This is a genomic window from Pseudomonas izuensis, assembly GCF_009861505.1.
Classification (GTDB): Bacteria; Pseudomonadota; Gammaproteobacteria; order Pseudomonadales; family Pseudomonadaceae; genus Aquipseudomonas; species Aquipseudomonas izuensis.
Genome location: NZ_WTFT01000003.1, coordinates 107,932 through 122,085 on the forward strand (window position 1 = coordinate 107,932; position 14,154 = coordinate 122,085).

12 protein-coding genes are annotated in these 14,154 nt (G+C 45.3%); all 12 read right to left on the reverse strand.

The window, feature by feature from the left end:
• Position 1: 1 nt before the first annotated feature.
• A complete protein-coding gene (locus GPL81_RS02295) occupies positions 2-1,117 on the reverse strand; it encodes a polysaccharide biosynthesis/export family protein (protein WP_160105029.1) in 1,116 nt (371 codons plus the stop codon).
• Between the two features lie 90 nt (positions 1,118-1,207).
• Positions 1,208-1,441, reverse strand: coding sequence for a hypothetical protein (locus GPL81_RS31315; protein WP_246218872.1), 234 nt, complete (start codon positions 1,439-1,441; stop codon positions 1,208-1,210).
• A 335-nt stretch (positions 1,442-1,776) separates the two neighbouring features.
• Positions 1,777-2,667, reverse strand: a complete 891-nt coding sequence (rfbD, locus tag GPL81_RS02300; protein ID WP_160105030.1) for a dTDP-4-dehydrorhamnose reductase — start codon at positions 2,665-2,667, stop codon at positions 1,777-1,779.
• Between the two features lie 2 nt (positions 2,668-2,669).
• Positions 2,670-3,209: a dTDP-4-dehydrorhamnose 3,5-epimerase gene (gene rfbC / locus GPL81_RS02305; RefSeq protein ID WP_160105031.1), complete on the reverse strand. Its 540-nt coding sequence runs from the start codon at positions 3,207-3,209 to the stop codon at positions 2,670-2,672.
• A complete protein-coding gene (gene rfbA / locus GPL81_RS02310; RefSeq protein WP_160105032.1) occupies positions 3,206-4,084 on the reverse strand; it encodes a glucose-1-phosphate thymidylyltransferase RfbA in 879 nt (292 codons plus the stop codon). Before rfbA ends, rfbC begins: the two co-directional genes overlap by 4 nt.
• 44 nt (positions 4,085-4,128) lie before the next feature.
• Entirely contained in the window at positions 4,129-5,196 is a 1,068-nt protein-coding gene (gene rfbB, locus GPL81_RS02315; RefSeq protein ID WP_160105033.1) for a dTDP-glucose 4,6-dehydratase, read from the reverse strand.
• Positions 5,193-6,314: a DUF1972 domain-containing protein gene (locus GPL81_RS02320; protein ID WP_160105034.1), complete on the reverse strand. Its 1,122-nt coding sequence runs from the start codon at positions 6,312-6,314 to the stop codon at positions 5,193-5,195. Before GPL81_RS02320 ends, rfbB begins: the two co-directional genes overlap by 4 nt.
• A gap of 306 nt (positions 6,315-6,620) precedes the next feature.
• On the reverse strand, positions 6,621-7,712 hold the full coding sequence (locus tag GPL81_RS02325; protein ID WP_160105035.1) for a glycosyltransferase: 1,092 nt from the start codon (positions 7,710-7,712) through the stop codon (positions 6,621-6,623).
• Positions 7,713-7,715: 3 nt separating this feature from the next.
• Positions 7,716-9,002 (reverse strand): O-antigen ligase family protein, encoded by a 1,287-nt coding sequence (locus GPL81_RS02330; protein WP_160105036.1) that lies wholly within the window; start codon positions 9,000-9,002, stop codon positions 7,716-7,718.
• Positions 8,999-10,132: a polysaccharide pyruvyl transferase family protein gene (locus GPL81_RS02335; protein ID WP_160105037.1), complete on the reverse strand. Its 1,134-nt coding sequence runs from the start codon at positions 10,130-10,132 to the stop codon at positions 8,999-9,001. Before GPL81_RS02335 ends, GPL81_RS02330 begins: the two co-directional genes overlap by 4 nt.
• 161 nt (positions 10,133-10,293) lie before the next feature.
• Positions 10,294-11,586 carry an oligosaccharide flippase family protein gene (locus GPL81_RS02340; protein ID WP_160105038.1) on the reverse strand — a complete coding sequence of 431 codons (1,293 nt, stop codon included), beginning with the start codon at positions 11,584-11,586 and terminating at the stop codon, positions 10,294-10,296.
• A gap of 315 nt (positions 11,587-11,901) precedes the next feature.
• A complete protein-coding gene (locus tag GPL81_RS02345; RefSeq protein WP_160105039.1) occupies positions 11,902-14,133 on the reverse strand; it encodes a polysaccharide biosynthesis tyrosine autokinase in 2,232 nt (743 codons plus the stop codon).
• Positions 14,134-14,154 lie beyond the last annotated feature (21 nt).

Sequence of the window (14,154 nt, forward strand, 5' to 3'; positions counted from 1 at the left end):
CTTATCTGCTGCCGGCTTCGCTCATGTCGTTTCTTGCAGCTGCGCCTATACCCACGATGGACGCGGACGGTACCAACTGGCTGATGAAACGGTTCCAACGGGTGATGTTGGCGGGACCGACGTAAACCACGTCCTGCGCCTGCACATCGAAGCGAGTGGCCAACGCCATGGCAGAAGGCGATTCGGCCTCCAGCTGGAAAATCTTCGCTGGCTCCTTGTCCAGGTTTTCGACACCCCTGATCACATAAACGGCATTGCCATTGGAAGTCGTCTGGTTCAAGCCACCCACTGTCCCCAGCACATCGGACAGGTTCATGGTTTTGGTTTTGAAGCTCAAAGCCCGGGGTTGGGTAACTTCACCCATGACATAGATTCGCTTGCGATCGTTGTAAGGCAGATACAACTGGTCGCCGGCCTTGAGATACACGTTCGGCAACTGGGAGTCGCTCTGATGGTTCAAAGCGTCCAGGTCGAGTTTGTATTGGCGACCATCACGGGTGAGGGTCAGGTTTGAGAGGTCAGCATTCAGAGGATCGATGCCAGCGAAACCAACAGCCTCGACGACGCTCAGCGGTGTTGTGGTGAGTGGCTGTTGCCCTGCCCTGATGACTGCACCAGAAACAACGACTTTTTGGCTGGCGAACCGCAAAACACTGATGTCCACTTGTGGACTTTCAACAAACTGCGATAGACGGCTGGAAATATGGTCTCGCAGCTCTTCAATTGTTTTACCTGCAGCAAGGACATTGCCTATATAGGGGTAAAAAAGATTGCCGTCTGGACGGACGAGACGCCCGTTCGCATCGATTTGCTGCTGTGGCCCGGAAGGAGCTGTTAACTCTGGATGATCCCAAACGGTAATAAACAGCAAATCATTGGCACCAATCCTATAACTTCCCGGTGAGTAGCTCAAAAGCTCTGACGGAATGGCCTCGCCCACCTCAGTGGCCGCGTTCATCGCGATCAACTTGGGAGTGATAGGGATCAGTTCAACACGACTGCTCTCGGGTGTTCCATCACGAACGACTTGACTAGTGTCCATATGTTGACCGGGGGAAAACATACAGCCTTGCAAAGTAATACTTGCCAGTATGGCAACAGAAAGATTACGAATCATATTGGCACTACGCTAGTTGAGAGCACATCCAAAAAAACAAGGCCACCCAGGCATCCCTGTGTGACCTTGTCCAAAACATCGACGGTTATGTTATCTAGTGGTACCGGTAGTACCGGTTGTACCCGAAGTACCCCCACCGCCGTTAGAACTACCACCACTGTTGGATGCGGCTACCACACCCGCAACCACTGCAGCGCCGACCAACAGACTTGTGCCCACAGTGACCGAACCGACCAGAGGAGTACTCAGAGTCAGCGGCTCTTCTGCCGCAATGACTGCGGTACTCAAAAGACCCAATAACGTGGCTGCAAATAGCTTTTTCATATCAGACTCCTTCTCGATATACAGGTTTGATACTAAGTACCAAGAAGCGAAAGACTGAACAGACACCGACAAAAAAAGCGTCAAATGACCGTGCCCACTCCCCCTTTACCTTCTGTAGATCATGTCACTGACAGAACATCTATGCCACTGATTACGCGTTACTCGGCCGATGGCAAGCTATATAGCTAATGGCTACAATTTTTCTAACGTTTTTGGATTTGCCAGTAAACTCAGCGCGTTCAGAGGCTTTTGAGTGGGTAGTGTTTGATGCAGACAGTTTGATAGTCTCGACAAATGTTATTAATGGTCGGACTTATATTCGAGGCTCTAAGACATCAAACGCTTTGTCGTTCCCCTAACTGCCGAAGAACTGTCTGGAGTTCTTGCACCCAGTTCTTAGGCACCAATCCGTGTGCGTCGACCAGCTTCTCGCAGTCCAACACAGACCACATAGGGCGCTTCGCGGGTGTCGGGTACTCAGCGGTGGTAATTGCGTTTACATTCGGGGATTTTTCCAGCAGACCAAGGTCGGCAGCCTGAGTGAAAATCTCCTTGGCAAAGTCATACCAGCTGCAAGCAGGGGCACCGCTGTAGTGATACACCCCCCAGCCCAGACGACCGTCGCGTCGAAAAACCGAAGCCAATGCCCACAACGTCTCGGCGATGCTGCCCGCAGAAGTTGGTCCCCCATGTTGGTCGGCAACGATAGACAATGTGTCCCGGTCACTTCCTAGACGAAGCATTGTCTTGACGAAATTATTACCGTGCGCACCAAATACCCAACTGGTCCGTAGGACCAGATGTCGCGAGCACTGCTCCGACAGTTGCTTCTCGCCAGCCAACTTGCTCAACCCGTATACACCGGTAGGGTGGGTAACGTCTTCGGGGGTGTACGGCTTATCACCATCACCACTAAACACATAGTCCGTGGAGATATGCAGGAGCGGAATACCCAGGTTTTCCGCAGCGGCCGCGAGCAGTCCCACTCCGTCCGAGTTAACCGCATAGGCACGCTCGGCGTCTGATTCGGCTTTGTCTACTGCGGTATACGCCGCTGCGTTAATGACCAACTCTGGCTTAACCGCTTTAAATACTGCACGGACCTGATCTGCATTGCTGATGTCCAGATCTTGGGAACCATAACCGAACACAGCAAAACCATCTGGCACCCGCTGAAGCAACTCGTATCCGACTTGCCCCTGAGCGCCCGTGACAAGAACACGCATAGTCATTCTCCGCCTAGTAGAGCTCGCAAGCTCGGGTTACGCAGATCTTTCTCCGAAAGTTTTGGTGTATCCACTGGCCAGGGAATATTCACATCAGGGTCATTCCAGATAAGGCCGCCCTCTTCCTCCGGATAGTACAGATCAGTGCATTTGTACTGAAAGTCGGCGATATCACTCAACACACAGAATCCATGGGCGTAACCCGGTGGAATCCACAGTTGAAGATGATTATCTGCCGTCAGTTCAACGCCTACGAACTCTCCGCAGGTCGGAGATTCAGGGTCGATATCGACCGCTACATCGTAGACGGCTCCACGGGTAACACGTACTAACTTGCCTTGAGGCCGATTACGCTGGAAATGCAAACCACGCAGTACGCCAAACTGAGACCGCGAGTGATTGTCCTGTACAAACGGCAATTCAATTCCGGCGTCACGATAGCGCGGCTCCTGGTAGCACTCCACGAAAAAGCCGCGCTCATCGCCAAACACCTTGGGCTCAATAATCAGCACGCCAGGTAATTGGGTCTGGATGACATTCATTTAGAAGACCTCGTTGCCAGCAGACCCGCGAGGTATTGGCCATAACCAGTTTTGTGGAGAGCGGTGGCTAGTTTGTCGAGCTCCGCAGCACTTAACCAGCCCTGGTTGAAGGCAACCTCTTCCAGGCACGCTACCTTCAACCCTTGACGCGCTTCGATCGTTTGAACGAAATGCCCAGCTTCCATCAATGAATCATGGGTACCCGTGTCCAGCCAGGCGAAGCCACGACCCAATACGCTGACGTGCAAATCGCCGCGCTGCAGGTAAGCGTTGTTGATGTCAGTAATTTCGAGCTCACCGCGATGGGAAGGCTTCACCTTCTTCGCGATCTGCACCACATCGTTGTCGTAGAAGTAAAGGCCGGTGACTGCGTAATTGGATTTCGGGTGCTTGGGTTTTTCTTCGATGGAAATGGCTTTGTCGTTTTCATCAAATTCAACCACACCGAAACGCTCGGGGTCAGCCACGTGGTAGCCAAAGACTGTGGCACCGGACTTGCGTTTGGCAGCTTCCTGCAGGCTAGCGCTGAAACCATACCCGTAGAAAATATTATCGCCCAACACCAGCGCAACATTACTGTCGCCAATGAACGATTCACCGATGATAAATGCCTGAGCCAAACCGTCAGGTTTAGGCTGTTCTGCGTAGCTGAGTTCAATCCCGTAAGACGATCCGTCCCCCAGAAGCTTCTCGAAGTTAGGCAGATCTTCAGGAGTGGAAATAATAAGGATCTCGCGGATACCAGCCAGCATCAGCACCGACAGCGGGTAATAGATCATCGGTTTGTCGTACACGGGCAAAAGTTGTTTCGACACGCCACGGGTAATCGGGTGTAAGCGCGTACCGGAGCCACCGGCCAGAATGATACCTTTCATATAAATTACTCCTTCACTGAGACGGGAAAATCACGGACAGAAATTCAGGCGTGCTCGCCAAGTCGGCCGAGGCGATAGTTGCCACTCAGCACGTCCTGCCACCACAGGCTGTTTTCCAGATACCAGAGCACCGTCTTGCGGATCCCGCTTTCAAAGGTCTCTTTCGGTACCCATCCCAGCTCTCGTTGAATTTTGGCGGCGTCGATGGCATATCGGCGGTCATGGCCAGGGCGGTCAGTCACGAATGTAATCAGCTCTTTATAAGAGCCAAGCTCCGCATCCCGGGGCCGCAGTTCATCAAGTAACTCGCAGATTGTTTCGACTACTTCCAGATTGCGTTTTTCGTTGTGGCCGCCGATGTTGTAGGTTTCACCGACTTCACCGCGAGAAACCACTTCGAACAGCGCCCGGGCATGATCGTCCACGAACAACCAGTCACGAATCTGCGAACCATCGCCATATACCGGCAGTGGTTTGCCATGAATGGCGTTAAGAATTACATGGGGAATCAACTTCTCCGGGAAATGGTACGGCCCGTAATTATTCGAGCAGTTGGTTACCACCACCGGCAGGCCATAGGTACGATGCCAGGCGCGAACCAGATGGTCGGAACCTGCCTTGGATGCCGAGTAAGGCGAGCTAGGGTCGTAAGGCGTGGCTTCGGTGAACAGATCATCAGTCCCCTCCAGGTCGCCATACACTTCATCCGTTGAAATATGGTGGAAACGGAAATCTTGCTTCCGCTCCGACGTCAATGTCGACCAATAGCGCCGGCTAGCCTCCAGCATGCTGTAGGTGCCGACGATATTGGTTTGAATGAAGTCCGACGGGCTGTCGATCGACCGGTCTACATGGGATTCTGCTGCCAGGTGCATTACTGCATCCGGCTGAAAACAGGCAAAAATCTCATGTAGCGCAGCAGTGTCACAGATATCCACTTGCTGGAACTCATAACGCGCGCTATCGGACACCGATGCCAAGGACTCAGTGTTGCCAGCATAAGTGAGCTTGTCGATGTTGCAGACAGCAACATCGGTATTCGCGATCAAATGGCGTACTACGGCTGAGCCGATAAAGCCGGCACCACCGGTAACAATAATACGTCTGGTCACTTGCTGCGCTCCTTGGGGTACCACTGAATCAGTAGTTGTTCATATTGGGAAAGGATGTTTTCCCATGTGAAGTTCTCGTTGAATCGGCGAGTGCTTTCATTTTTCATTGTCACTCGCAAAAAGTTGTGGTCGTCGCGCAGGTACTTATCAAACAAAGCGGCACAGTCCTGCTCGTCTTTGAAGTACACCGCGGCATTACCTGCCACCCAACGATTAAATTGATTGTCGTGCGCAATAACCGCACAACTGGCGCCTAATGCTTCAACGAGCGATGGGTTCGTCCCACCCACGCGGTGACCATGAATATAGAACCTACTGTAGAATCGTAATGCCCGCACGACTGATTGTTCGTATATGGCACCTGGGAAGATAACTTCATCACTGGCAGCTTCCATTACTTTTTTATGATATGGAACTTTATCAGGAGTAAAATTACCCAGCACAATCAGTTTATGATTACGATTTTTTTTACTGAACCCATCGACTATTTCATAAAAAGAATTTTCAGGTTCGGGTCGAGCAATGACGATTGAAAATCCACCGACTGTTAACCCGTATCGGTCCAAACAAGTTACATCGGCATCCAATACTTCGTCACCACCATAAGGGATCATTGTCACTTTCGACTCTGAAACTCTGGTAGCAAGATGCGACTTGATAAGAGGGTGATCTGCCACCAAATGATTGCCGACCCAGCATCCAGCTCTCTCATTGAGCCAAAACCAAGCCTTTGCGATTCCTCCCCACTTATCTCGCTTCCATTCAATCCCATCCATGTTGATTACATTTACTTGGCCTTTAACTCTTTGAAGCACGTTAAATAAGGCCGTGTTATAACCGAGGGTAAGAAACAAGCCTTTTTGACCTAGAGCATGCGTTGTGGCTTTCCAGTCAAATACAACAGTACCGCCAGCACCAGAGCGGGATACGGGAATATGTATCCTGTTGATGCCATTCCATTGACTGGTTGAAACCTCACCTTCACCAGTTTCCTGGCAATAGACTGTTACTTCCCAGCCATTTCTTGTCAGATACAGTGAAAGTTTTTCCGCGAACGTCTCGAATCCGCCATGTCTTGCTGGGATTCCGCGGATCCCAAGGATAAATAATTTTTTCATCGGACTCTGCAATCTATAGTTAGTAATATTCGCCACATATCAAACGAACTCATCAGTTAGCGATGATATTTTTACGACGAGACTCGTTGTTCAAAAAAACCTCGAAAAGCCATAACACCAAATAAAAACCAAAACGAAAAATGAAAGTTACTACATATTGAAAAAAACAATATGGCCTGCGCTTTGCGAATCTAAGCACATTTCACAAAATATTAACGCGTAACGCGATAGACAGATTTCAATCCCGCCCAAAAACAGAAAAAACGGATTAGCATGTAAATCTTTGCATGAGTTATGAAAAATAACTCACGAAGAATAAGCCATCTCATTTAACAAGCGGATAACTTTAGATTCAAACCTTTCCAAACTAAACTCGCGAGACCGCATTAGAGCCCTATGCGAAAATTCTTGGTAGTTTTGAGACGACTTAGAAAGCGAATATATAGTGTCGCGAATAAGCAATGTATGTTTTGAATCGATTAAATAACCCTCGACTCCATCTCGAATAATTTCTGCTGGGCCTCCTACAGGAGGAACAATAACAGGCAGTCCAAAGGACATACCCTCCAGTATTGTCAAACCAAATGTTTCAACCCACCCATCTCTTTTAGACAAATTCAGTAACAGGTGCGAGCGCTCATAAAACTCCGCCAATTTTTGTTGTCGCGCATGAATTTCTAAATTAGATGGAAGCTCAATTTTTTCAAAAAATGTACCAATCTCTTCAGAAGTAGCATTTAATACAAGAGTGAACTTTAACTCTTTATACCCTCTACATAGATTAGCTATTTCGACAAACTCTAAAACACCTTTGTACTTTTTCAATGAGCAAACCATCAAAACCCGAAACTCACCGACGACTTCTTTAGTCTTTACGACTGGAAAACCATCCAAACCATTATGTACAATCTCATACTTCAGCCCACTGAAACTCTCAACCTGCCTCAAGTACTTCGATACGTATATTACTTTCTCAGCCGCGATTTTTATAATACACCGCAGGAAAACCTTAAGTGGCTTAGGCTTTATCGATGTTTCATGCACATGATAGTAAACTGGTATTCCCTTAATTTTTCCCGCAATAGCCGCCCCAAACGGCATCATTGTATTCACATAAAATACAGTATCACCGCGACTGTATTTCAGGCATTGAAAAAATAGAGAAACCTGGGAATACACGTAATACAAAAGAGTTACTAGCTTGTTCTCCGATCGTCTGTAGAAAAGTATCCTCTGAGCATCACCCAACCCCGAAAGAAAGCCATCCGAATGATCGCTAGTGACCACCTCAGTTTTATTATCATTTTTGCTGGCAATTTTTATTATTTGCGATAACACCTTTGGACTACCGCTACGATCATTAAAGAGATGGAAGAAAACAATTTTCCTTTGCTTCATTTATTAGCCCTTCAATGGCAAGGTATTACTTAATGTAGTAAAGCGCTCAGTAAGGGCAATACAAACCCAAAAAATCGCAATAGAGTGTGCCGGAATTGACTGACTGGAAAAAACCATTGCCATCAAGAATGCTACAAGAGCTGCACCGACTTTCACTTGATTAATATCAGCCACCTTACTTACTGCCAACCTTCGAACAGCTACTAAGCCGCGCCGAATTACTGAAATCATGAAAAAGAAGAAAAGTAGCAGCCCAAAAATACCAGTATCATGTAGTAGTGCTAAAGGTAGGTTTGATATCCATGCGCTACGATGGCTATCCGAACCGACTAGTTCTGGCGCAAATGAGTATATTTCGCTAAAGCTGTAGATACCATTCCCCAAAAACGGGTTCTTAAGTATCGACTCTGCTGCAAGTCCCCACATAATAAATCTAGTCCTAACAGAGTGCGTTCTACCTACTATTTCATACTCTCCAAATTCGGCCATTACAAAATAAGATGCCGCACCTATAACCGCAACCAACAATAATGCCGCAAGTGTATACCAGACGAAGCCCCTTGCCTTATAACGGCTTCGCTTGATTAGCGCATAATAGATCCCAACAGACAACACATAGGAAACCCATGGTGCCCTAGAAAAAGAAAACAAAAGCGAAGTATGCAATCCTAAAACTAAAACCCACCACCAAATCTTTCTAGTTCTTCCAAGTGCAACGACAACCAGCGTTATTAGAGAAACAAAGACACCAAACAAGTTAGCCTCAGTAATACCTCCTCTAATTCGTGTTCCGCCACTCCCTTCCTGAAGCCAATGAATAGCAATATCAGGAAGCTGAACATGAAGAACTGAAGCCACATAGATTATAGAAAGGAATGGCCCACAAAACCAAGCCAACAGCAAAAACAACTTCGACCTAAATATAGTGAATGGATTAGCCCTTAGCCAAATAGTTACATAATAGAAACTAATTGCAAATAGTAACCCCAAGAACATTTTAAGAGACCAGGCGGGGACTGGACCAGTTGCAGAAGAAAAAAAAGTGAGTACGACCCATACAACTAGAATAATTCCAGTCTGAGGAAGTCTAAACGAAACTTTTGAACCAAGTAACAACATACATACGGTCAAAAAAAGCGGAACGGACAGTATCCGCTCCAAAGTCAAAGTATTACCACCAAACGACCACTCTATATTATTAAAAGTTACCGTAAACCCTATTATAAGAGCTAGTACATACCGAGTAGACAATCTTGATATGGGAATACCATAGGTGTGTAGCGAGGTCATAATACTCCTGAGTTTTCACTTTTTAAATTATCTGAAAAGGCATTATGAAGGTAATTCCAGGAGGACATGCGCATGGTTTCTAACTTTGATCTACTTTGTACAAAATCAGCATCTTCTTTTAACACACTATCAATATCGCACAAAGATTGGATGAATTGCTTCGACAAACTTAGGTTATCAAGCAAACCTTTTATTCTATTTGCTCCACTTTCTGGCTGGGTTGTTATGAATGGAATCTCGAAATTCGCAGAAAATGCGGTCCCATGGAACGAGTTAGTAACCACAAAAGATGCATTTGAAAAAAGCGAAATGTAATCAGATGGACTAGCGTCCATTATATGATGATCCGCCCGATACCCAAGATAAGGATCCTGATCAATCGCGATAACTTTTAGCCCCAATATACTTCTTACTCTGTTTACAGCTTCTCTCGTCAATGGGTCTTTCTTCAGGGTATATACAAGTATGTACTTATCAATTTTCTTATTTTGAGATTTTTTCCCGCCGATCACTTGCAACCACTCCTGCTTGTTAAGCATCAGTGTGGGATCTAACGTATGGTGGATCTCCTTACCATCAAGTAAATATTTAAGCTTTACCGCAGTATCTTCTTCCCTTACGGAAATACTATGGAATGTCGCGAGGTTTCTTTTAACATCGAGAGCTTCGGCTTCTGTATATGTGTATGATCCTGAACTTGACGAAAATGAGATTTTTTTTGCCTCTGTGGCAAATTCAAGCATGTAGTTCAGGTCCAGTTTTCCCGTGATTTTGGGATTCCAAATTTGATCACTTCCGCAAACCACATAGTCAAATTGCTTCGAAACATCCTGGAGTTCTTTAAAACTATTACACTCCTCGGTCAAACTATAATTACCTTCAATAAACAGCTTAAACTTTTTTATGAGACGTCTTCTTGGTACTAGTCTAAACAAGTCTTTGCCAGCTCTTAAAACGCTACGCACACTGCCATCTACACGAATAAGTTTAAGGGTGTTTCTCAACTCATCGCTTTTATAGTCTATAATTTCAACATTACCAAAAGCGCTTAATACTTTTTGGCTCGCTAGAGCCTGTAGAGTGCCACCATAGCTGTTAGCATAATGGATAGTAATTAGTGCAATTTTCAAAATATTGAATCCTCTGAAGGTGGCTTCACCCGCGTCTGAAGGCCTGGGCTATGTACTTATTTATGACATTGAACTCATGACCGGAATCAACGCCTTAAAACTTTCATACTATAAAAGTCACATGGCGCCCTGCAAACTAATTATCTCTGAAAAACGTGCACTTAAGATCTAGCCTTCGCAGATTGGAAAACAAATTTTTTAGCACCATACATGTAGAACGCCAACAATATTGCATTACTAATCACAGTTGCTATTGCTGCACCTGTAGTGTGTAATTTTGGTATCAACAGTAAATTAAGCACAAGATTTATCAGCGCCACACTCATCATATATTTTACTTTGATTTTCATGTGCTGCTGAGTTACTAATGTTGCACCTGCACTGGATGCCACAAAAATTATCGGCGCAGATAGTGAAAGAATTTTCAAGATTCCCGCAGAGGCCCTGTACTGCTCTCCAAAAAATAACGGCACAGCCCAATCTGCTGAAATATATATCGTTATCATAGCCGCAGCGCCCAGCACGAGCATTGCCCAATTCCCCGTACGGTAAACTTGATAAAACTTTTCAGGCTCATGATTTGCCCACCGATGAATTTTCGGTGTCAAAAAGCGCTGATAAATAACACTAGGTAATAAATACACGGCGGTCATTATTGTAAACGCAACACTGTATATTCCGGCCTCTTGATTTCCCGACATATACTTAAGCAACACAATGTTGCTTTGAAAGTAGATCAAATAGGAAAACGCAGCCATCCCGAACGGCCAGCTTTCACTAGCTGCAGTTAGAGCCGTCGGATTAGTACGATCCCCCCCCAAAGAATTATGCGCATGCCCTTTTAATTTAAGAACTCCATTTTTCATCGCTGACAGCTCAGGGAGTGCAAAAATAAAAAAAACTATAGCAACAGCAGCGTAAAACAATGCATACACTTCAACGCTAATATATTCAATATAAACCGTAGTTGCTACCAAGACGATTATAAATCGCAAGAGATGCGGAAGTAATTGCCACAGTGCCAACTTAGTATATCTCTCCTCCAATTGCAGCTTGCTACTTACCAATTCAACTGACAACTGACCAAGGATATAAAACGAAAGAACCATTAAAATGTGTTGCGACTCAGAATCGTGACTAAAAGTACCAGCTCCAAAGATTATAATAAGCATTAATATAATCGTACTAACCGCTACAAATTTGATTGATGGCTTTATCCATCTAACTGCTGCCCAACCTTCCGCCCCAAATGCCTTCAACCAGAATTGAGATATTCCGAATCCCGCTAAAGGAGCAAGAAGGGTAATTGTACTTAGTGCGGAAAAAAAAATACCGAAGCTCGCACTACCTAGGCCACGCGCGAGCAAAACCTGAGTTAAAAATGCAAAGCCTGCACCTGATAATGATCCGATCCATAAAAGAGATATTGCTTTAATTGCATTTTTTTTCATCATCGTGTTTTCAATTCAACAAGAACAGCGTTAATAAATATCTCAATAGTCATGGCTATCTAACGACCGATCAAATCTCAACTTGCAAAATGCCTGACACTCGATCAGGACTTGTGATTTTATCGTGATAATACTATTACACCACGCTACCGCCCCAGGATTTAACGACATATTCCTGAGGGCGTGAAGAGAGCCATAAATTTAGTTATTACACCACTGCACTTGTGCATTTCACTAACACACACCTAGCGGGTTATTGTTACACTGACAACCCGCATGGTTGACTATCCTTCTTGTCTTTTCTCTCCTCCTTACTTTTCAAGCACCATCCGAAGTGTATTGATAATGATAATATCCATAATTAGTATAACCGTACTTATCGGATGCTTTTTTCTGAACACCATTGAAAATTGCACCTTTAACCGATGTACCATTCTGTGCAAATCTCTTCACCGTCAAATCAATCTCCCTAGCCGACGTCAGCCCAGAGCGCGTAACTATCAAGCTAGTGCCAGATTGACGACCTACAATAGCAGCATCAGTCACAGCTAATATTGGCGGCGTATCAATTATTACTAAGTCATACAAGCTTCCGACACTATCCAACAGATCGGTGAAATTTTGATGCATTAAAAGCTCTGAGGGATTGGGAGGAATCTCCCCGCGGCTGATAAAATCAAAATTTTCTGACGCGGTTTTTCTAATGGCTTTCGCTAAATCACATCTCTTGATTAACAGATCTGATAACCCATCCTTTTCAGTGCATCCAAGAACTTTATGCAGATACCCCTTACGCATATCTCCATCTATTAACAATACTCTCAGCCCTGACTGAGCAATGACTGCAGCCAAGTTTGCGGACACGAATGTTTTGCCAACCTGGGGACTTGGCCCAGATATCATTAGTCTATTATTATTGGACTCCAACATTGCAAAGTGCAAACTTGTGCGCAAGCTGCGAAGCGCCTCAATAGAAAGATCTGTTGGATGACTTAAGGCGAGCAATGATGCTTTTCTTGATGAACGATCAGCTGATCGCGAAAACTTATCTTCTTCCGTCTTCTGCAAGATACTAAATGGAATTGACGCATATACCGGCAGACCAAATTGTTCAATTGATTCAGGATTTTCTAATCCCCGGTTTAGGGATCTACGAACGAGCACTATTGAAATTGCAATAAAGGCACCGGCCAATGTTGCAACTACTACAACTAGCAACCGCTTAGGTTTAACCGGCTTACGCAAATTCACATCTGCAGTGTCGATAACATGGACGTTTCCAACTGTACCCGCACGCATTACATCTAATTCTTGGGACTTATTCAGAAGCTGAGTATATATAGCAGTCCCGACTTCTACATCCCGCGTGAGGCTCAACAACTCTTGTTGAGTCGCAGGTAAATTTTCTACTTTGGTTGCTAGCCCATTTTTCTTCTCATTAAGTTCAGCCAGCTGAGATAGAAGAGCGCGATAAGCAGGATGTTGTGGCGTAAATTTTCTATCCATCTCCGCTTGCTGCAACTTCAACTCCGAAATACTTGTATCTATAGAGACAATCTGATCCAAAATCGCCTTTGTTTCCAAAGTGATATCTATCGACTTTTGCCTGATCTGATACTTGTTTAGCGCGTCTCCTGCTCTATCCAAATCCTTACGAACTTGAGGAAGCTGTTTTTTAAGAAACTCCAAGCTCTGGGCAGCTTCTGCTGAGGTCCGTTCAACATTCTGCAATACATACAAGTCAGTAACTTTGTTTAGCGTGAGAATGGCTAGACTTGGATCTTTACTTTCTAGGGAAAGTCCGATAATTCCGGAATCTTTCCCACGTTCAGCCACATCAAGTGCGTCTTGATAGTCGAGGATTGTCGTAAGCCTGGGATTGCGAGTCACCCAAAATTGAGTGCCAGGATTACCGCGCATTTCTTCAACTTGAATTTTTACACCATGTTGATCGAAGTCCTTTCCGACCTCACTCACTGCTAGCACATTGTCATCTTCATCAAACAGAGTAAAACTGCCACTCTCTCCTGCAACCAGAGTTAAATTTTTTCCTAGTTGATCATCAGGAAGCTCCAGTTTAAATATTTTCAATGTCTCCCCACCCCAAGCGAAGCTATTGAGACCGAATAGAGCCGGGGATAGTTGTCCAGGATTAGAACTGCGAAACTTCCGCGCGAGAAACTCTCCAAATACTGGAAAATAATTCGGCTCAGTTATGATATCAAGTTTTAAATCATCGATAGTTTTACCAATTATCGAACGAGACTTAATTAGCTCAATTTCTGTCGCTGAGGGTGATTCCTTTCCAAGCATACTACTGACATCGGAAAACCCTAAAACGTCATTCTTTTTTGCTTCAACCTGCAGCATCGCAGTCGCTTGATAAATTGGGACGGCTAAAAATGCGTAAGCGATCCCAACAACCATAAACGTGCCGGTAATCGCGGCAATCAACCATCGATGGTCTATGAGGCTACCAATAAGACCAAGAAGATCAATTTCATCATTTTCGTCATTTTTTACTTGGATTATCGGTGCTTGTTGCTGCATAAGATTGCTTTTATGCCTCTA